Here is a 20,912-nt window from a genome sequence, read left to right as displayed (position 1 = left end):
GTTTCATACAAACTGTACTATTTTTTATAACTCTGGTATAAAAGTAAGAAGCATTTATATGATTTATGTGTCCAAAAAGATGAGTGTATGATTATTATAGATCAGTCTGTGTTTTCTGTCGATCAATGGATATTTACTACTATTAACTTGAAAATGATATCTAAAGAAATCGAATTAAAGCAAAGAAGAATCCATAGTGAGATTAAGAAACGGGAATTTCGATATTGATCACTGTACCTCTATCAATAGTGGAGTCTATCATTAAACTGCCTGAAAGAAGTTTTAGTCTGTTTCTAATATTTTCAAAACCAATTCCTTCTCTGGTTTTTGAAGTGTCAAACCCAACACCATTATCTTCAAAAAGGAGTTGTAGAATCGTTTGATATCTATTCAAATATATATCTACTTGATCTGCTTGGGCGTGTTTTAATGTATTGGTGAGTAATTCCTGTATGATTTTGAATAGTTCTTCTTTTAATGGACTTTCAATTTCATTAATCTTCTCTTCGGGATAAGGATTGAATGAAATTTTTTGATTACTACCGTTTTCTATGTTGTTCACATATTCTTTAATAAGGGAAGACACACCATTATCCTGAAACTTCTTGGAAGCCAAATTATGAGAAATATCGCGCACCTGATGGTAGGTTTCATCAATTTGTTTGATGATCTTAGATTGAAAACTTTCTTGATCATCTACGCCAGAAAGTTGCAGTTTTATACTGGCTAGATTTCCTCCTATACTATCATGTAATTCTCGTGCTAATCGTTTTCGTTCATTATTCTGACCTTCCATGGTAGCATTGATAAGATTTAATTCTTGGTCAATCATTAATGCGTGAACTCTTTGAGAGTTTACTTCTTCTTGTGATTTGTTCAGCGCAATTTGTGTTTTTAGTTTTTGAAAATAAACAAATAATAGAGCAATGACTGGGAGTAAAACAATTAGAAAACCTATCAAAAAGGCTTTTTTGATAGTACGTTGTCTTTCAATTTCACTTTCTTTTAATAGTTGTTCTTCCTTAAGAGCAAGTATTTCCTTTTCTTTTTCTAGAGTCTGATACTTTACCTCCATTTCTTTTACAATAGCTTTGTTCTGATCTTTAAGAATCTGGTTGGAAACAGAAAGATATTGCGTCATCAGATTGTAAGCGTTTTCATAATCGTTGTCTGCAACTTTTAAGTTTCTAAGTACATTGATTACGTCGCGTTGTAGTTCTAGTTTATTCCATTGTACCGTATTTACATAAGCAGAGGATAGTATTATTTCTGCATCTTGTGTATAACCTTGATTATAATAAACGATACCCATTTGGATAACCGCATCGATATATAAGTCATAGAATTTGCTTTCTAAGGCGATATCTTTTACTGAAGAAAAATAGGTTAGCGCATGAGAAAGATTTTTTTCGAAAAGATCTATTCGCCCTAATTTTAATTGGGTCTGTAGTCTTATTTTATTATTCTCATAAAGTTTCAGCCCTTCTAATACTTCAAGATATATCGACTTAGCTTCAGAAAACTCATTTTTAAAAAAGAATGTATCTGCTAGTAACTTGTTGGCTAAAAGCAATAGGCTCGTATCTTTTGTGTTATTGATACAATTTTCAAAAATAGGTTGTGCTTTGTCATATTCCTTTTGATATAAATACACTGTTCCTAGACCTAGTTGATGAGAATAGTGCATTCTCTCCATATTTGAAATGGGTGAGATCTCAATACCATCGAGATGGTGTTTCATAGCATCATCAAAAAGACCTTTCTGTAGCTTTCCTTTTCCGAGGATATGATAGGATTTAGAAAGATAAATATTGAATTCTTCGAATGCGCTTTTTTCTGATAAAATATGCTCTTGCAATAAGTTACCGTAATAAATAATCGAATCCGTATTTCCGGATTGGATGTGTATCGTAGCAATCGTATCCATTATTCTAGCCTTGTCTAATGGATTTTCTGAGTTTTTTAATTTCTGATAATAATGCTTTGAAACTGTATTGGGTATTTTTCCAAAAAAAGAGTACCAATCTTTCTTCTCTTGGCTATTCGCCAGAAAAGAAAGTAGTATACATACAAGTAATATTCTTTTAGTAGAAACCCCCATTACACACTAAAATATTGCTATACAATAATAAAGAATTATTCTTTATCATATTTAATTACCCAAGGATTGGTTGTAAAGTAGTTCCAATCAACACTGGTAAGGTCCACATCTGGGTCTATGAGGACTCTAGATTTTTTGCCATTTACAGATACACGACTTTTTACATATACCGCAATATCTTTCCCCTGTTTTTTGTGTTCTTTTTTAAGGAATTGAGCAAACTGCCATATGGCATCAGGTTTTGTATTTACGATTCGACGTTGTTTTTTAGACAAATATTGATTTTTGTCTACTCGTATTCTCTTAGAATTTTCATCTTTAAATTCTATGTAGAAGTTAGTATGTCCTGATCTTCCTCTCAACATCATTCTCCAACTTAATTTATGACCTTCTTCGGTCCATAAAACATCACCAGGAATAAACCAATGCCGAACAGGTAAGGCAAGTTGAATAAGAAACCATATCGATAGTGCGGGTATCAAAAGATTTTTATAAGAAGGTACAATAATTTCGTTATCGATATAGAATTCTTTTTTGGGCATGAAAATTTTATGTATTCTTTCTTTGGAAAAGAAGAATACACTGAATGCTAGCGATAAATACGGAAATATGCCTATTTGAAATACGAATGAATTAAAAAGGTGAAAAAATATGCTTATACAAAAAGCAGCTAATCGTGTCCTTTTCCATAATAATAATGGTATAATTAGAAGGTCGAATAGAATGCCAAAATATGTAATGCTAACGTGCGTCCAGTGTTTTTGTAAGATACTTCCAACAATTGGATAGTCTGCTCTAGAGAGCATCAAATTTCTTGCAACGGTATAATCCAGCCAATCCGGATATAATTTTGCTACAGAAGCATAGGTATAAACGATCCATAATTGAATGATAATAAATAAAACACACCATCTAGGCATTGATATTTTTTTGAGCAAGGGATTTCGTTTTACATCTATGGAAAAGTAATTACCAGCAGGTAATGTACTCATGAGAATGCAAAGTAATAACAAGAGGTAATAATGGTTATTGTATGATGATTTCTGCATGTAGTATACACCAGCCCAAAGTACGGTGTATGCAATCATGCTCCATCGATATTTGAAACCTATCATTACAAAGATTCCAAAGATTCCCATGAGCGCAAAATAGAAATACATCCCATTACCAGGTAATGGCTGTAAAAACTCAAAACCAATGAAATTAAATGTAAATTGGGGTTCTACTAATGTACGTCGTACCCATCCAGTTAAGATCGCTCCAAACGACTCTGCAGCAATTAAAAATCCAAAAAAGACTCTAAAAATTATTAATGCACTATTGTCGATTTGTGTAAATAACCAACGATTGATCATACCATAGAATTTATATATTCTCTAGAAAAATCCTCATCTTCTTGCATTGCAATTTTTAAATCTTCCAAAGAATTAAATTTCTTTTCGTCTCTTATGCGTTTTAAAAGTTCTATCTGAATTTTCTTTTCATATAAATTAAAAGAAGCATCAAAAAAGTGAGTTTCGATGGTCTGATGTTGTCCGTTAACCGTTGGGTTATTACCGATATTCATCATCCCAAAGTATATTTTATTATTAATTTGAGATTTTACTACGTATACTCCTCGTTTAGGGATTAGTTTATATTCTTCTTTTATATAAAGATTGGCTGTTGGATATTCTAGTTTTCTACCAAGCTCTTTTCCTTTTACAATTTTACCTGTAAGCATAAAATTATACCCTAAGTACTTATTCGCTTTGGTAATATCTCCTTCTAGCAAAGCTTCTCTAATTTTGGTAGAGCTAACAGCGACATCGTCAATATCTTGTTTTGAAATTTCTTCGACAGTAAAATTATTTTGAATTCCGAAGGATGCCAAATCAGTTATATTAGAATTCCGATTCCGGCCAAAACGGTGGTCATATCCTATAATTACATGGCGAATATTCAACGTATCAACAAGCATTTGTTCTACATATTCTTTGGCAGTAAGTCTAGAAAATTCTGTTGTGAATGGGTGGATTACCAAGTTGTCCAACCCTGTTTTTTCTAAAATTTGAATACGTTCGTCAATTGTATTGATCAATTTTATATTAGTATCCTTTTGTAATACCATTCTAGGATGGGGAAAAAATGTAAGAATAACTGATTCTAGATTATCTCGATTTGCGGCTTCAATTAACCGATCAATTATTTTTTTATGTCCAATATGAACTCCATCAAAAGTTCCGATAGTAACAACTGAAGGAGAATGATTATCATATGTTTTTGCGTCATTATAAAGTTTCATCCGCTTTTCTTATTGATTTTTAGGGGTAAGATGGAATTTATATAGATGAGCAACAACTGTGGTATGTGTTATGTGTTTGTCTGATTTCAAGAAGATTAATTTTGATACAACCATGTGGCTATTCTAGTTTTATAACTCATAATTAGATACATAATGCTAGATAGCTATAAAATTAAGCAAATGTTGCGAGATCTACTATTTATTTTCCGTTAAAGGTGTTCATTGTATTGGCTAATCCTGCACCTGCAAAAGATTTAATAAGTGCTATGGATTTATCCAATCTTTCTGGCATGGCAGCTTCTTCTTCAGAATTCCATTCTCCTAACACATAATCTACTTGTCTGCCTTTGCTAAACTCTGCTCCAACACCAAATCTATACCTACTATATTTGGAAGTATTTAGTTGTGCTTCTATATCTTTTAAACCATTATGGCCACCAGCACTTCCTTTAGCTTTTAATCGAATTGTACCAAATGATAGATTGATATCATCTGTTATGACTAAAAGATTTTCGATAGCTATTTTTTCTTTGGTAAGCCAATAGCGAACTGCTTTTCCGCTGAGGTTCATATATGTATTAGGCTTTAGTAATAATAAAGTACGCCCCTTATATTTATAGGTGGTTAGATCTCCTAATTTTTCAGTTTCGAAAGTAAGATTTTCCTCTTTTGCGAGAGCGTCTAAAATTTTAAAACCAATATTATGGCGCGTATTGTGATATTTAGGTCCAATATTACCAAGACCTACAACAAGAAATTTTTTCATAAGATCTTCTTGAGTTTCTTCTTCTTTTTTTGAAAAAAGGTTTCTAAAAATAGCAAACATAGCTCTTCTTTTGCGTGAGGGATAGTAGTGAGCACCCCGCAGATTATAGATTTTGCGGTACTGCAGTGAGCTTGTCGAAGTGCTCTCGATAGATAAATAATCGAGGAGTAAAACGAATAGCCCGACCGAAGTATAGCGGAGGACACGCCCTCATAAAATCATTGCAAAAATAAAAAAAGCACTCTGAAAAAATAATCAGAGCGCTTTTGATTGTTTTCTATGAAGAAAAGATTAAGCTTCAGCTGCTGCCGCTTCTTCTTCTTCCTCATCATCAGTATCTGCAACTGCGTTACGCGAAGTTTTCACTTGACAGATTACTGTGTTATCAGGATGAAGAATTGTATAATCTTCACTAGCTACATCAGTAACATATAATTTATTACCGATTTTTAATTCTGTAATATCTCCTTCGATTACATCTGGTAATTTTGATGCTAAACCTTTTACTTTGATACGTCTTAAGTTAAAACGTAACACACCACCAGATCGTACACCACGAGAATTTCCAGTAGTTTTAAATGGAATTTCCATCGTAATTGGTTTGTCATCGAAAATCTCAACAAAGTCGATGTGTAAAATTTTATCCGTTACAGGATGAAATTGAATATCCTGTAGGATTGCATTTATTTTTTGACCATTATCCAACGCTATTACCACGGTATGAACGTCTGGAGTGTACACTAAATTTTTGAAAGCAATTTCTGGCGCTGCAAAGTGTACAATAGTGTCTCCACCATAAATAACACAAGGTACCTGTCCAGCATTACGTAAGGCTTTTGTTGCTTTCTTGCCTACGCTTTCTCTTTGAGATGCATTGATTGTTAATGACTTCATTTTAAATATATTAATAGTTATTAATTTACATTATAAATTTAGAGCTGATAGACTCATTATTATGAACTCTATTCATTACATCTGCAAATAAATTTGCACAAGTAATCACTCTAATTTTGTTACTTTCTTGTTTTAAAGGAATAGAATCTGTAACGATTAATTCCTCTAGTTTAGAATTTTGTAATCTTTCATAAGCAGTACCAGATAAAATAGGGTGAGTACAAATAGCTCTTACGCTTTTTGCTCCTCGTTCCATCATTAAATCGGCAGCTTTGGTAAGTGTTCCGGCAGTATCTACCATATCATCTACCAACACAACATTTTTTCCGGTTACATCACCAATTAATTCCATGTGAGAAATCACATTGGCTTTGGCACGCTGCTTATAACAGATTACCACATCGCTTTGCAGTGCTTTCGAATATGCATATGCTCTTTTAGAACCACCCATATCTGGAGAAGCTATGGTAAGATTGTCCAGGTTTAAGGATTGTAAGTACGGTAAAAATATAGTAGAAGCGAACAAATGATCTACGGGCTTTTCGAAGAATCCTTGGATCTGATCTGCATGTAAATCCATAGTGATAATTCTTGTGGCACCAGCAGTTTCTAGCATTTTTGCAATTAACTTTGCTGCAATCGGAACTCTCGGTTTGTCCTTTCTGTCCTGACGTGCCCAACCATAATATGGCATTACTGCTGTAATATGTCTGGCAGAAGCCCTTTTTGCAGCATCTAACATTAACAGCATCTCCATTAGATGATCAGAGCTAGGATGAGTAGATCCAATAATAAAAACTCTAGATCCTCTTACCGATTCTTCAAAAGACGGTTGAAACTCACCATCACTATACGTTGATGTAATAACATTACCTAATTTCGCCCCATACGCATGTACGATCTTCTCAGCTAATTCTGTACTTTGGGTACACGCAAAAAATTGCGCTTCTGTAATTGATTTAGGCATAGGGTAAATAGTTGTTTTGTAATGAGTTAAAACTTATTTTTTTAAAACAAGGTGCAAATTTAAAAATTTATTTCTACTCTGGTGAGTATTTTATTACTTATTTAATGGATCTGATGAATTATTTTTTTAATTTTGCCGTCCAATTCGATTAAAAATGCTCAAGTGGCGGAATTGGTAGACGCGCTGGATTCAAAATCCAGTTCTTTCGGGAGTGTGGGTTCGATTCCCACCTTGAGTACAAAGGCCTTTAGGATTTAATTCTGAAGGCTTTTTTTATTATTAATCTTTTTGGTTTGGCTTTTAGATTAAAAATAGTTATTCCATTTTATGAATTACCATCCTTCGGTTCCAGGTTCGCCTTTAAAAGGTCCAACCACATCTGGTGTGATCCATCCTGCATAAAATTTACTGTTTTGAGCTTTTACTAAATTCCCATCGACAAAGCATTGTAGATCTTGTGGATAGAACGCGATAAGGTCTTTTAATAAGGTAAATTCAGGAAATGGTTTAGGATATGACCAGGCTATTGATTGATGAGGATTGGTGCGTAAAGCATAGTATATTGCCTTTCCTTTCCACTCACAAAAAGAAGTTTTTCTTGGTATTAGTAGTAACCTTGACATATTTACATCAGATTTTGGAATATAATATGTAGGAGGACTGGCTGTTTCTAATACTGCTAATGCGTTTTTTGAATCCGCAATTATGTGATCATGATCTTTGACTAGTATTGGTTTATTGACTTTTTCAATAATGGGTGGTCTAGGAAAATCCCAAACAGATCTTTGTCCTTTTTTAGGTTCTATTGCGAAAGGAGGCCTTTTGTCACCTCTATTTTTCCAATGATTACGCGCATTATCTAACCAATTCATAGTTGTCTTATAAAGGTTTTAGTTCTACATTAAATTCTTGAAACTTCATTGTGTTTAACTTGGTTATTCATACATAGAGGCTCCCTTAAGTAAGTCGGCAAATACTTTCCAGCTTGATATAGCCACATCTATTTTTTGATTTGTATTATCATAAAAACCTTGGATGTCTTCTGAATATTTACTTAGAGCTTCCAAAAATGATTCGAGCGTATTGTTTTCCCAATGTATGTGTTCGGTTTTGAAGTCTTCCAAAAAAAATCTAAAATCTTCTATTGTTTTAATTTTCATAACGCATAAGGGTTTTTAAAAAGATGGGTGTTTTTATTTAAACATTTGCAATAATTAATCTGCTTCACTATTTTCATCATATTTAGATCTTACACTCCATTTATGATTACATATACGACATTTATAAGTTTCACGATCTGTTCTTAAATCTGGGTTTTCTAAATCATATCCAACAACCTCTTTGTCTATTTTAACAATGTCTAATGGGCTCGCATCGCATGAAGGACATTTCTTTAGATTCCAATAGTTTATTAAGAAATCTATTATTGCTATTGAAAATAATATTATAATAGCTATTATTATCATCTAGTTTGTTTTGACTTTTATGTAAAGGGTTGAGTATATTGATACATACCAATTATTCATATAATTTTTAAGGATAGAGTTATATGAAGACAACTAATCTTTAAGCTTATAAAGTTGCTTCAATAACTCTAATTCTTTTTTATTTACATTTTCTAATATTCGATTTCTACGGCAAAGACTGGTAGCGAACTTTGATGCTATATTTGCTTTTTTACTGAAATATCTGGAAATACCAGAGTACACCAAATAAGATTCTCCTAACTTAAAATTATAGCCACAACTTGCTTCACTTTTGGATGATAAAATTTGTACGTAGTGTTTTTTTGTATCTCCTTTATATTTTTGGATAATTTCAAAAGTATAGATAATAGGATCTGATGAAGATTGATGCGTCGAATTGGGATTAACATCTTTTACATCTATGACCTTACCAGTAAATATTAAATCGGCATCATAATAGGCTTCTCTTACCTTTTTTACTAGGGATTCGTCCTTTTCTAAACAGCTGCAAGCTTTTGAATTTTGTATTGAAGCTATAGTTATCAGTAATATTAAAAAGATGATTTTCATTATTATTTTATTAGATCTGTTGTAATTTAATAAAATTTGAACCTTATCAAATATCTAAAGCGCCAATTCTTCTAAAAGATAAAGGGAAATGTCGATAGAAATTATAATTACTGGGATTTCTAGTTTTGAATTGCGTGAAAAGATTTTGGTATTTTTAAAAGTTTAGCCAGACCATTACTTATTTTTCTCAATAAGATGGTACGATTAAAGAATGGTGTTATCTTCCTACAATTATTGTATGGGCAATTCTTTTCACCATATATTTGCCAAAATATAAAATGAGCTGAAATAAATTATAACTAAGAGCAAGATATTATGAATATAAAACTACTTTACTTATTATTTTTTATCATGACTTTAACACAGGCCCAGATTACTCAAGTAGGGGAAACGCTTTACGGATCTGGGGGAGGTCAATGGTTTGGATTTTCTTTAAGTACTAGTGCCGATGGAAAACGAATAGTAATAGGAAATCCTACGGAAAGGAGTTCTGGATTTGTTCAGGTATTTGAAAATATTTCTGATAATTGGGTCCAAGTTGGAGAGGATATCCAAAGTATTTTAGAAGATGAAATAAGTGATCTCGGATCAGGATTATCTGTTAGCATCAACAACGATGGAACCGTTATTGCTTTTGGAACACCAAGCCGCAGGAATGAAGAAAATCTTTTTAGAGCAGGTCGAGTTAGAATTTACAGAGAACAAGCTGGAACTTGGATCAAAGTCGGTAATGATATTAATGGAGAAGCTGAAAGAGATTATTTAGGAACATCCATTAGCTTGAGTTCGGATGGTAATATTATTGCTGTTGGTGTTCCTGAAAATGATGATAACGGGAATAATAGTGGGAAAGTAGTTGTGTATAAAAATATTGAAGGGACTTGGACTCAAATGGGGAATGACATTTCAGGAAAGGTAGCATACCAACTTTTTGGTCAGTCGATTGAATTAAGTTTAGATGGAACTACAGTAGTGGCAGGAGGTCCAGGTTCATTTAGCCAAGATGTATTAGGAAAAGCATATGTGTATAAATTTAGTGAGGGTGATTGGATTCAAATAGGAGCCGATTTGGAAGGAACTTATACTGGAGCTGGTTTTGGGACTTCTGTAAGTATCAATAATAATGGAACTATGGCTGCAGTTGGATCGCCTTATGGAAGTAGAGTGTTGGTGTTTGAATATGAAGATAATACTTGGAAATTAGTTGGCGATGTCATTAGAGTTGGAGCAAACGATCGTTTTGGAATAGCAATTAGTCTTAATGATTCTGGTAATATTTTGGCCGTTGGAGCATCCTACAAGGATGGACCGCCTTCTCAAATAGGAATGGTTCAAGTTTACGAAAAAATTGATGAATCCTGGATTCAAATTGGCAATGATATTTTAGGGACTGAAGATTTCGATCAATTGGGATCCGCTGTTAGTTTAAATGGTAAAGGTGATATTCTGACAGTAGCTACACCTTATAGCAATGAAAATGGTGATAATTCTGGAAATGTACAGATATTTCAGATTGAAAGTAATATTCTAAATATAGAAGAATATGATATCATTTCAAATTCTTTGAAAATTTTTCCCAATCCAACAAATAATAAAATTAACATTTCAGGAATTGGTAAAGCGATAGACAAGATTCAGCTTTACGATATGAAAAATAGTTTGATTGAAGAGGTTAAGTCAAATAACACAACAAAGGTATTGGATGTTTCAAAATGTCTTAATGGGATTTATCTTGTTCGAATAATTTTTGATGACGGAAATGAGATTATTAAAAAAGTTGTGAAAAATTAGAATGAAGATTTTAATATAATTTTTCGGATTAAGAATTAAAACTAAGCATCCATAATGACTTGCTGAGATTAAAGGATGATGTTTAGTAAATCAGATTTTCATCGGTTTAAACAACTCAATATTTACAGTTCCGTCAATTTTCATATGAAAATTTTGATCACGCGCATGGATTATTAAATTGGTTATGAGTTTTCTGGATTCTTTTAGTTCTGATATTCTCTTTTTTGCATGAATTACATTCGGGTCATCTTCGTTTTTTGAACTAAGGATTTGTAAGTTGTGAAATTTGATTTTATCAGCAATAAGAGATAAAAGCACATCTGCAGAGTTGATAGGAGAATAAATTCCTTCTACCAATTTTATATTGTTATACATGGAATTCATAGGTAAATAGGTTGGTGTAACTAACTGTTTTTGGAAGATAATAGATAATGTTGTTTTGGATTCATAACAACGAAAAAGGCACTTATTCATTTTTTAATTATTCTTTTGCAATGTATAGTGCCTTTTATGAATGTATATGTTTTAATATGAAATATCTTACTACTCTCCTTGACCTAGAGAGAAACCTCTTTTTCCATCAAATTCATAGAGGTTTTCCGTTTTTATAACATCAAAGCCTTGATTGTTAAGTTTGGATAAAAGTGCGAGTATTTGTTCTTGGTCAATACAATTATAAGATGGAATCGCTTTTTTTATGTCAGAATCATAGGCAACAAATCTACATCTCCAATGATCCGTACAGTAGGTTTCTTCCATACCATTTGGATATACCTTCACTCCTCGATTTGTAATCATCTTAAGTTTTAACTTGTAAGCCTGAATTTTAGATAACATATCACCGATTTTTTTGGGGTCAGAACCTTGCCAATCAATGAATACATCAACTCCCACGAGTTCTTTTTTGGATTTCTTACGTTTGTAGGCAAACGTCCTGATTATTCCTGATCCTTTATTAATTTTGCTTGGAGCTAATTTTTTAGGCTTTTGTCCTAGTCGTGATATTATTTCATTTGCGAACTCTCGAGTGGATACTTTCTTACAACTTGAGTCTTGTTGATAGATGTCTGCCGTATGGTATCCTGCTTCAATAGTTGATAACAAGGCATTTTTTATTTTGTCGGCAATTTTTAATTCTCCAATATGCGCTAACATAAGAATTGCTGCATTTATAAGTCCAGAGGGATTGGCAATTTGTTGTCCCGCAATATCTGGTGCCGAACCATGTATGGCTTCAAACATGGCTATATTATCTCCAATATTAGCAGAACCTGCTAGTCCAACAGATCCGGCAATTTCTGCAGCAATATCAGAAATGATATCTCCATACAGATTAGAGGTTACAATTACATCATAGTTCTCTGGATTGGCAGCAAGTTTTGCGGATCCTATATCGATTATTTGAGTTTCAGATTGTATATCAGGATAGTCTAAAGATATTTCTTTAAACACACGATGAAACAGTCCATCGGTTAATTTCATGATGTTATCCTTAACCATACAAGTAACCTTTTTTCTGTTATATGCTTTTGCATACTCAAAGGCATATCTAATAATACGTTCACATCCAGGTTTTGTTATTAACTTAAGACATTGCACAACATCTTCAGTTTGTTGGTGCTCTATTCCAGCATATAAATCTTCTTCATTTTCTCTTATGATAACAACATCCATTTGAGGGAAATGGGTTTTTACAAATGGATAAAAAGAATTTACGGGTCGTACATTTGCGTATAATCCTAATGATTTCCTAAGAGTAACATTTAGACTTTTAAACCCTTTACCTTGTGGGGTAGTTATTGGAGCTTTTAGAATAAGTTTATTTCTATTAATGATTTCCCAGGATCTGTTATCTATACCTGCAGAATTTCCAGATAAATAGACTTTTTCCCCTAATTCAATAAATTCTGGTTCAATTTTAGCTCCAGCTTTATCAAGAATATCTAGTGTAGCAGCCATTATTTCTGGTCCAATACCATCTCCTTTAGCAACGGCTACTTTGATAGTTTTGTTAGTATCTGTTTTCGAGATCTCTTGAGTTAATATATTGTTTTTCATATAATTAATTTTTATCCAGTACAAATATCTAGATAATTATTCATAAATTTTTATTTATATATATTATGAATTAAATAAATATAATTTATGAAAAACTGTTTTCTCATTAGTTCTTGCCTGTTTGATGGGAATTAATGAACAATAGTGGTTTTCAGGGTTGATTCAACTTATTTCTATATTTAGTTTCGTTAATTGGTAAAGTTTTAACTAACTTAACGTACGATCCCAATTGATTACTATGTATCCTTCTAGAGTATTTCTTTTATTTTTTATTTCCATTTTTTATACCGGTTTACTAGCTCAATCTTCTCATAAAGATTCTGTAGCACTTAAGAAGATAAGAGATCTTCAACAAATCTCCCAAGCCACTTATAGAAAAGGTAATTTTGAATTGTATAAAAAATACGTAGACTCATTACAACAAATAACGGAAGATTACGGTTTTTTGGAGGATGAGATTTTGGCTATTGTAGGTCAAGGAATTTATTATAGCAATTTGGATGTATATCACGAATCTCTGAAGAGGTATCTGGTTGCTTTGGATAAGGCAAAAGAGTTACCCGAAAATTCTAAAACCAAGATCATTGTTTTAGCTAATTTGGGAAATATTTATAATAACCTTTCTCAATACGATAAGGCTTCTGAAACTTTTAAAAAAGTAATACGATTAGCAAAACAGCATGATAATCCAGAGCGTGTTTTGATTGCATCATATAATGCTTTGGGGATTACAGCCATGCATCAAAAGAATTATGAAGAATCCTTAGCGTATGCTAAAAAGGTAGATAGTTTTGCGACAGCATTGGCTAGAAATGACATGAAGATTATAGCACTTAATAATATCGCAGATTGTTACACAAAGCTAAAGAAATATGAGAAAGCAAAACAAAATGCTACTGAAGCTTTAGCATTAATAACTAAAGAGGAATCTATAGAAAGTAAGGCGAATTCTTATTTACATCTTGGTGTAGCACATGTAGGATTGAAAGAATCTGAAAAAGCAATCGAGAACCTTTTGCAAGTGGAAAGAATTGCAACTGAGAATAGTTTTTTAAGGTTGACAATGTATTCAAATAAGTATTTGGCAAAAGCATACGAGTTACAGGAAGAATTGCAAAAAAGTATCAATGCATATAAAAAGTATGAGGAAGTTAAAGATGAGTATCTAAATAGTCTTTCTGAAGGGAAACGTATTATTGCCGAAAGAGATTTGGAAGAGCAAGAACTACAATTCGCAGAGGAGAAAGAGGTTTTGGAAAGCAGGAATAAAAGGGCACTATTTTTTGGTGCCCTAATAATCCTTCTAATAGCCTTAGGTATTTGGGTGTATTTTTATAAACGAAAGGTTGTACTAAAAAAGGAATCCGAAAGTCTAGCAAAGGATAAAGAACTTTTGGAAAATGAAAATCAAAGTCTAAGAGATAAGTTGAATGAAATTAGGATTCGAGAACAAAATCAAGAACTTGAAACAAGTGTCTCTAATACTTCCAATAAATACCAAAATTCTTCATTGAGTATTGAAGATAGAAACGCGTATGCAGAAAGAATCCTAAAATATATGGAAGAAGAAAAACCCTATCTTAATGAGGATCTAAAACAATCAGATTTTGCTACAGCACTGGAAATGAATATACCGCAGGTTTCTGAAGTTTTAAATGCTTGCTTTCAAAAGAATTTTAATAATTTTTTGAATCTATACAGAATAAATGAGGTTAAAGAATTAATGAAAAACCCAATCTACGAGGAGTATAAAATTGTAGCCATTGGCTATGAAGCAGGTTTTAAAAGCAAGACTTCTTTTAATAGAGCTTTTAAGAACCTTGTAGGAGTAACACCTTCTGAATACAGGAAAAAGAGCGCTTAAAGGACTATTTACACGTTTCAAATTATAATTTGAAACCTCTTCCCAAACATTTATAGCTAGTTTTGAAATGAACATTTTTAGAGGTGATCTTTTATCAATGCACAACTATGTTAAGGAAATCTAAAAACAGTGGTTTTCAAGGTTGATAGAAAAGTACACACCAGCTAGTTTTGTTTAAATCAACTGAAGAATTTCTATGAACACGAATTTTTCAATGTATAAACAAGGGAAAATAGATCTTATATATGATTAAAAAAATACACCAACGTATCTTATTGTATGTATGCGGCTTATTTATTAGTATAACTTTATTTAGTTTTTCTAATAGGAATTCTAGTGAGTTAGACTTGACAGCATTTGTTGGAGAGTTTACCTCTATTTGGGATACTACGCAAGAAGGTACTTCTGCAGATAATGAAATCACAATTCCTACGAATCCTGGATTTACGTATAATTATATAGTGGATTGGGGAGATGGATCTACAGATACGAATATTACGGGAGATATAACCCATACCTATGCCACGGCTGGCACCTATACTGTAAAAATAAGTGGAGACTTTCCTGCTATCTATTTTAATGATGGTGGAGATAGGAGAAAAATCATTGAAATCTTGGAGTGGGGAATTATCGAGTGGCAAACTATGGAGGACGCTTTTCATGGTTGTGAAAACTTAAATTTTGACGCCATTGATGCTCCTGATTTATCTAGAGTGACAAGTTTAAGAAACATGTTTAGAGACTGTATTTCGTTTAACGGAATTGTAAACAATTGGGATGTAAGTGCCATCGTAGATATGTCCGGTCTTTTTGCAGGTGCTCGTATTTTTAATAGACCGTTAGATAACTGGAATACAATTTCAGTAACAGACTTGTCTGAAACTTTTTTGGGAGCAAATTCCTTTAATGAACCTTTAGACAACTGGAATACAGCTTCGGTAACTACATTGTCTAGCACATTTGCTGCTGCCGGTAGATTCAATCAAAATATTAATAATTGGGATGTAAGTCAGGTAGCTACTATGAATAGTACATTTCAAGATGCTAATGATTTTAATCAACCTTTGAATAACTGGAATGTATCTAATGTTACCACTATGGCTCGCATGTTTGATGATGCCAGAGATTTTAATCAACCTCTGAATAATTGGAATGTGAGTAATGTAACTGATATGACAAGGATGTTTTATGGTTTTATTGGTATGGATTTTAATCAGCCTCTAGATAATTGGGATGTTGGTAATGTAACCAATATGCAGGAAATGTTTAGAGAATGTGAGTTCTTTAATCAATCTATTAATAATTGGAACGTATCTAATGTGACTAATATGAGTGGGATGTTTGAAAGAGCTAACTCATTTAATCAACCGCTTGACAATTGGAATGTGAGTGCGGTGACTGATATGAGTAATATGTTTGATAGTGCGATTGCGTTTGCACAGCCAATTGACAATTGGGATGTGAGTAATGTTACCAATATGTCTGAGATGTTCAGATCCTCTAGCTATAATCAACCAATCAATGCTTGGAATGTGAGTAGCGTTACCGATATGTCTGGAATGTTTAGTGGTGTCAGGTCAGATCTTTTACATCCATTCAATCAACCATTAGATAATTGGAATGTTTCTAATGTTACAAATATGAGTGGTATGTTTCGCTTTTGCGAATTTAATCAGCCCATAAATAATTGGACTGTTTCTTTAGTTAGTAATATGAGTAATATGTTCCAAGGATCACCTGCCTTCAACCAACCTTTAGATACATGGGATGTTGGTTTGGTTTCTAATTTTCGAGAAACATTTTCTAGTGCTTCAAGCTTTAATCAAAATTTATCGGTTTGGAATATTATGACCGCTACTAATATGACAAATATGTTGTCTAATAGTGGAATTTCTCAAGAGAATTATGATAATATTTTAATAGGTTGGGCCGCTAAGGCAGTTCAAAGTAATGTAAACTTGGGTGCTACTAATCTTGAGTATTGTGATGGAAGAGATGCTAGACAAGATTTAATAGATACTCATAATTGGAATATAACTGGCGATAGTGTTAATTGTACATTTGTACTCTGTACTCAAATCACTTCTCCAGTGGATGGGGATACCAATGTACCCGCTAATTCCGATATTCGATGGGATCCAGCACCAAATGCTACAGGATATAGAGTTAGTATACGAAGAGAAAATGGTGGAACCACCCAAATAATTTATGACAATCAAGATTTTGGTAATGTGGTAGGATTGGATTTTACCAATGAATTCATTCCAGGAGATACGGTATATGTAACTGTAGTACCTTATAATGATGACGGACCAGCAACAGGATGCCCTGAAATTAGTTTTACCGTAGTTGAAAGTTGGGTTAATAGCCCTGATGCTTTTAAATTGACTTATGACACCAGAATTCAGGAAGCAAATCAGTCTACACCAACGAACCAATTGAGAATTCAAACTACTTCTGGATTAGCATATAATTATTCAATAGATTGGGGAGATGGACAATATGATAATAATGTAACAGGAGAAATTATACATACTTATTTAGTACCTGGAATTTATACAGTAAGTATTATTGGTACTTTTCCTTCTATTAGACATGCAGAGTTTAATAGTGATTCCATAAAATTACTTTCCATTGATCAATGGGGAACTCGAGTTTGGGAAAGTATGCAAAGTGCATTTGCAGGTTGCGAAAACATGGAATACAATGCTACAGATATTCCTGATCTTTCCAATGTTACTAGTATGAGTTCCATGTTTATTGTATGTAGAAATTTTAATGGAAATATCAATAATTGGGATGTTAGTAATGTAACCAATATGTCTGCTATGTTTGGAGTAACAGATCTATATAACCAACCTTTGGACAATTGGAATGTTAGTAATGTAACAAGTATGAGGTTGATGTTCTTTAGAACTACTCTTTTTAATCAGGATATCAGTAATTGGGACACAACAAATGTACTTAATACTTCTAGAATGTTTGAAGGAGCTGAAGCTTTTGATCAACCTTTAAATAACTGGGATGTTAGTAACGTAACGGACATGTCCGAAATGTTTCAGGATACAAATGCATTTAATCAACCATTAGATAACTGGGATGTAAGTAATGTTACTACGATGGAAGAAATGTTTGATAGCGCCGCTGTTTTTAATCAAAACATTGATAATTGGGATGTAAGTAGTGTAACCAATATGAATGATATGTTTGATAGCGCTACTGTATTCAATCAACCTTTAAATTCTTGGAATGTAGCAAATGTGACTTCTATGGATAGGATGTTTTATAATGCTACGGCTTTTAATCAACCACTAGATAATTGGGATGTTTCTGGAGCCGTAATTATGAGCAGTATGTTTTCACGTTCGTCCTCATTTAACCAAAATATCAATGGTTGGAATGTTACAAATGTAACTACTATGCGTGCCATGTTTAGTAATGCAGATGTATTTAATGAACCCTTAGATAATTGGGATGTTAATTCTGTAGTGGATATGTCAAGTATGTTCCAAGGAGCAGATGTTTTTAATCAACCTTTAAATACCTGGAATGTTAGTGCGGTAGCAAATATGACTTCGATGTTTGAGGATACTTTGCTATTCAACCAACCCTTAGATAATTGGGATGTAAGTTCTGTAACCATAATGAATTCTATGTTTGAAGGAGCTTCCGTGTTTAATCAAAATATTAATTCTTGGAATGTTGGCGTAGTTACGAATATGCAATCGATGTTTCAGGATGCTATAACTTTTAATGAATCTTTAAATTCCTGGAATACAGGAGAATTGCAGAACACACAGGAAATGTTTAGTGGAGCAGTTGCCTTTAATCAAAATATTGATGTATGGAATGTTTCTTTTGTCACTACCATGGAAGAAATGTTTCGAGATGCAACAAGTTATAACCAAGGAATGGACTCATGGAATGTTGCTTCGGTAACCACAATGGAAGGGATGTTCCGTAATGCAACGGCTTTCAATGAAAATATAAGTAGTTGGAATGTTAGAGGTGTAAATACCATGGAATCTATGTTTGACGGTGCTACTTCTTTTAATCAACTTCTGAACAATTGGAGAGTAAGTGGAGCTGAAAATATGGATTATATGTTTCGAAATGCTTCCAGTTATAATCAGGAAATGAATATGTGGATTATTGGGAACGTAAGTATGCGATCTATGTTTGAGGATGCAACGATCTTTGATCAATTCTTAGGAGATTGGAATGTGAGTAATGTGAGCAATATGCAAGATATGCTTGATAATACAGCCTTATCTAGAGAAAATTATGATAATACTTTGATTTCTTGGTCAGAGCAATCACTAACTCCAGGGATTAATCTCGGTGCAGAGACCTTACTCTATTGTGAAAGTATAGCCCAAAGACAATCCATGATCGATAATTATGGATGGATTTTTACAGATGATATTCTTGATTGTCCCATACCAGTGTGTACACAACTTACTTCTCCAGAAAATGGTGATGTAGATGTTCCTGTAAATACTAATTTGGTATGGGAATCTGTGCTATATGCAACATCTTATGATCTTACGATTACTTTACAACCAAGTGGCACAGTTATTACTGAAACTGTAACTACTACATCTTATGAATTTGCGGCTAATGCATTAGTAGGCTCTACTAGTGTGACTGTTTTGATAGAACCCAGAAATGATGAAGGAGTTGCAACAGGTTGTGTTTCCGAATCATTTAGTTTATCTACAGATGTTGCATCCGTACCTGAATGTACTTCATTAGTAGAACCTGTAAATGGAAGTGCTGATATAGTCATTGATACTAATCTTTCGTGGGATGCTATTCCAGATGCAGATGGTTATTTGATTACAGTTGGAACAACTTCTGGAGGAAACGATATTATCAATAATCAAGACGTTGGTAATATTACCACCTATGATTTACCAACGGATTTACCAGAGGATACTGAGATTTTTGTGTCGATAACCCCTTACAATGAAGAAGGAAATGCTACAGGATGTGTGGAAGAAAGTTTTACAACAGAATTAATTCCAGTTGTGCCTTCTTGTACAACTATTTCAGAGCCATTAAACGGTGCTACAAATGTCCCCATAGACACCAATTTAAGTTGGAATAGTGTAGATGGAGCAAATGGTTATTTAGTTTCAGTTGGGACTACTCAAGGAGGTATTGAAATTGCCAATAGCATTGATGTCGGTAATACAACTACCTATGATTTTCCTGTTGACCTTATAGAAAATAGAACGTTTTATGTTACGATTATTCCGTATAATGATGTGGGAGATGCAGTAGCTTGTACTGAAGAAAGTTTTAGAACTGGAGACTCTACATTAAATGATCCTCCGAGTTGTACAACTCTTTCAGATCCTCTTAATGGAGCTATTGATGTTTTATTAACGACAAACCTTACCTGGAATAGTAGTTCGAATACAGATGGTTATAGGTTAACTGTTGGAACTACATCGGGTGGAAGCGATATCGTAAATAATTTGGATGTTGGTAATACGACAACATACGATTTACCAGCAGATTTGCCTGAAACTACAGAAATATATGTGACTATCATTCCTTACAATGGTTTTGGTGATGCTACTGGCTGTATCGAAGAAAGTTTTACTACCGAAACTTTGGCAACCATTCCAGTTTGTACCAATTTATCGAGTCCGTTGAATGGAGCTACTGATGTTTCCATTGCCACAGACCTAAGTTGGAATGTTGTTGCGGATGCAACAGGTTATAGATTAATTGTTGGAACTACATCGGGAGGAAGCGATATTGTAAATAATTTGGATGTTGGTAATGTAATAACATATGATGTTCCAACTGATTTGCCCGAAAACACCCAGATATTTGTAACTATCATTCCTTATAATGCTGTAGGCGACGCTACTGGCTGTACCGAAGAGAATTTTACTACCGAAACTTTGGCAACCATTCCAGTTTGTACCAATTTATCGAGTCCATTAAATGGAGCTACTGATGTTTCCATTGCCACGGATCTAAATTGGAATACGGTTACAGATGCAACAGGTTATAGATTAATTGTTGGAACTACATCGAATGGAAGTGATATTGTAAATAATTTGGATGTTGGTAATGTAACAACATATGATGTTCCAACTGATTTGCCCGAAAACACCCAGATATTTGTAACTAT

15 protein-coding genes and 1 tRNA gene are annotated in these 20,912 nt (G+C 33.3%); 4 read left to right on the top strand and 12 right to left on the bottom strand.

Annotated features, from left to right (window positions below):
- Positions 1-202: 202 nt before the first annotated feature.
- The 6 genes from ACWNT5_RS02940 to ACWNT5_RS02915 all read right to left on the bottom strand — a co-directional run bounded on the left by ACWNT5_RS02940 (position 203) and on the right by ACWNT5_RS02915 (position 7,012).
- Positions 203-2,101, bottom strand: coding sequence for a histidine kinase (locus ACWNT5_RS02940; RefSeq protein ID WP_456516570.1), 1,899 nt, complete (start codon positions 2,099-2,101; stop codon positions 203-205).
- Positions 2,102-2,136: 35 nt separating this feature from the next.
- Positions 2,137-3,456 carry an HTTM domain-containing protein gene (locus tag ACWNT5_RS02935; protein WP_456516569.1) on the bottom strand — a complete coding sequence of 440 codons (1,320 nt, stop codon included), beginning with the start codon at positions 3,454-3,456 and terminating at the stop codon, positions 2,137-2,139.
- Positions 3,453-4,385 (bottom strand): bifunctional riboflavin kinase/FAD synthetase, encoded by a 933-nt coding sequence (locus tag ACWNT5_RS02930; RefSeq protein WP_456516568.1) that lies wholly within the window; start codon positions 4,383-4,385, stop codon positions 3,453-3,455. The genes ACWNT5_RS02935 and ACWNT5_RS02930 overlap by 4 nt, the downstream gene beginning before the upstream one ends.
- A gap of 199 nt (positions 4,386-4,584) precedes the next feature.
- On the bottom strand, positions 4,585-5,211 hold the full coding sequence (pth, locus tag ACWNT5_RS02925; protein ID WP_456516567.1) for an aminoacyl-tRNA hydrolase: 627 nt from the start codon (positions 5,209-5,211) through the stop codon (positions 4,585-4,587).
- Between the two features lie 231 nt (positions 5,212-5,442).
- Positions 5,443-6,045 carry a 50S ribosomal protein L25/general stress protein Ctc gene (locus ACWNT5_RS02920; protein ID WP_456516566.1) on the bottom strand — a complete coding sequence of 201 codons (603 nt, stop codon included), beginning with the start codon at positions 6,043-6,045 and terminating at the stop codon, positions 5,443-5,445.
- Between the two features lie 25 nt (positions 6,046-6,070).
- Positions 6,071-7,012, bottom strand: coding sequence for a ribose-phosphate pyrophosphokinase (locus ACWNT5_RS02915; protein ID WP_299604191.1), 942 nt, complete (start codon positions 7,010-7,012; stop codon positions 6,071-6,073).
- A gap of 156 nt (positions 7,013-7,168) precedes the next feature.
- Here ACWNT5_RS02915 and ACWNT5_RS02910 point away from each other — a divergent pair.
- Positions 7,169-7,250, top strand: a tRNA-Leu gene (locus ACWNT5_RS02910).
- 94 nt (positions 7,251-7,344) lie between these two features.
- Here the strand turns inward: ACWNT5_RS02910 and ACWNT5_RS02905 are convergent.
- From ACWNT5_RS02905 to ACWNT5_RS02890, 4 genes are all read right to left on the bottom strand, one after another.
- Positions 7,345-7,884: a DUF427 domain-containing protein gene (locus ACWNT5_RS02905; RefSeq protein WP_456516565.1), complete on the bottom strand. Its 540-nt coding sequence runs from the start codon at positions 7,882-7,884 to the stop codon at positions 7,345-7,347.
- Between the two features lie 63 nt (positions 7,885-7,947).
- On the bottom strand, positions 7,948-8,172 hold the full coding sequence (locus ACWNT5_RS02900; protein ID WP_456516564.1) for a DUF7660 family protein: 225 nt from the start codon (positions 8,170-8,172) through the stop codon (positions 7,948-7,950).
- Positions 8,173-8,226: 54 nt separating this feature from the next.
- A complete protein-coding gene (locus ACWNT5_RS02895) occupies positions 8,227-8,478 on the bottom strand; it encodes a hypothetical protein (protein WP_456516563.1) in 252 nt (83 codons plus the stop codon).
- Between the two features lie 93 nt (positions 8,479-8,571).
- Positions 8,572-9,048, bottom strand: a complete 477-nt coding sequence (locus tag ACWNT5_RS02890) for a hypothetical protein (RefSeq protein WP_456516562.1) — start codon at positions 9,046-9,048, stop codon at positions 8,572-8,574.
- A gap of 351 nt (positions 9,049-9,399) precedes the next feature.
- Between ACWNT5_RS02890 and ACWNT5_RS02885 the strand changes: the two genes are divergently transcribed.
- Complete coding sequence (locus ACWNT5_RS02885) at positions 9,400-10,839, top strand: T9SS type A sorting domain-containing protein (RefSeq protein WP_456516561.1); 1,440 nt, start codon at positions 9,400-9,402, stop codon at positions 10,837-10,839.
- 90 nt (positions 10,840-10,929) lie between these two features.
- On the opposite strand, the gene ACWNT5_RS02880 is transcribed toward ACWNT5_RS02885, so the two are convergent.
- Positions 10,930-11,223, bottom strand: coding sequence for a hypothetical protein (locus tag ACWNT5_RS02880; RefSeq protein ID WP_456516560.1), 294 nt, complete (start codon positions 11,221-11,223; stop codon positions 10,930-10,932).
- A 159-nt stretch (positions 11,224-11,382) separates the two neighbouring features.
- Entirely contained in the window at positions 11,383-12,897 is a 1,515-nt protein-coding gene (locus ACWNT5_RS02875; RefSeq protein ID WP_456516559.1) for an NADP-dependent isocitrate dehydrogenase, read from the bottom strand.
- A 238-nt stretch (positions 12,898-13,135) separates the two neighbouring features.
- Between ACWNT5_RS02875 and ACWNT5_RS02870 the strand changes: the two genes are divergently transcribed.
- Together ACWNT5_RS02870 and ACWNT5_RS02865 are read left to right on the top strand one after the other, a co-directional pair.
- The gene (locus tag ACWNT5_RS02870; protein ID WP_456516558.1) at positions 13,136-14,761 is read left to right on the top strand and encodes a tetratricopeptide repeat protein; all 1,626 of its coding nucleotides are present in this window, start codon (positions 13,136-13,138) and stop codon (positions 14,759-14,761) included.
- A gap of 245 nt (positions 14,762-15,006) precedes the next feature.
- On the top strand, positions 15,007-20,912 hold a 5,906-nt coding region (locus ACWNT5_RS02865; RefSeq protein ID WP_456516557.1), incomplete at its 3' end, for a BspA family leucine-rich repeat surface protein.

The organism is Aquimarina sp. 433 (assembly GCF_054054605.1).
Note: the sequence above shows the minus strand (reverse complement) of the source record. Positions and strands in the feature narration are given on the sequence as shown.

Excerpts from the sequence above, each read along its gene's own strand:
- ACWNT5_RS02875 (WP_456516559.1), bottom strand. The coding sequence starts at position 12,897 with ATGAAAAACAATATATTAACTCAAGAGATCTCGAAAACAGATACTAAC.
- ACWNT5_RS02940 (WP_456516570.1), bottom strand. The coding sequence starts at position 2,101 with ATGGGGGTTTCTACTAAAAGAATATTACTTGTATGTATACTACTTTCT.
- ACWNT5_RS02870 (WP_456516558.1), top strand. The coding sequence starts at position 13,136 with ATGTATCCTTCTAGAGTATTTCTTTTATTTTTTATTTCCATTTTTTAT.
- ACWNT5_RS02920 (WP_456516566.1), bottom strand. The coding sequence starts at position 6,045 with ATGAAGTCATTAACAATCAATGCATCTCAAAGAGAAAGCGTAGGCAAG.
- ACWNT5_RS02900 (WP_456516564.1), bottom strand. The coding sequence starts at position 8,172 with ATGAAAATTAAAACAATAGAAGATTTTAGATTTTTTTTGGAAGACTTC.
- ACWNT5_RS02930 (WP_456516568.1), bottom strand. The coding sequence starts at position 4,385 with ATGAAACTTTATAATGACGCAAAAACATATGATAATCATTCTCCTTCA.
- ACWNT5_RS02935 (WP_456516569.1), bottom strand. The coding sequence starts at position 3,456 with ATGATCAATCGTTGGTTATTTACACAAATCGACAATAGTGCATTAATA.
- ACWNT5_RS02915 (WP_299604191.1), bottom strand. The coding sequence starts at position 7,012 with ATGCCTAAATCAATTACAGAAGCGCAATTTTTTGCGTGTACCCAAAGT.
- ACWNT5_RS02905 (WP_456516565.1), bottom strand. The coding sequence starts at position 7,884 with ATGAATTGGTTAGATAATGCGCGTAATCATTGGAAAAATAGAGGTGAC.
- pth (WP_456516567.1), bottom strand. The coding sequence starts at position 5,211 with ATGTTTGCTATTTTTAGAAACCTTTTTTCAAAAAAAGAAGAAGAAACT.
- ACWNT5_RS02885 (WP_456516561.1), top strand. The coding sequence starts at position 9,400 with ATGACTTTAACACAGGCCCAGATTACTCAAGTAGGGGAAACGCTTTAC.
- ACWNT5_RS02895 (WP_456516563.1), bottom strand. The coding sequence starts at position 8,478 with ATGATAATAATAGCTATTATAATATTATTTTCAATAGCAATAATAGAT.
- ACWNT5_RS02880 (WP_456516560.1), bottom strand. The coding sequence starts at position 11,223 with ATGAATTCCATGTATAACAATATAAAATTGGTAGAAGGAATTTATTCT.
- ACWNT5_RS02890 (WP_456516562.1), bottom strand. The coding sequence starts at position 9,048 with ATGAAAATCATCTTTTTAATATTACTGATAACTATAGCTTCAATACAA.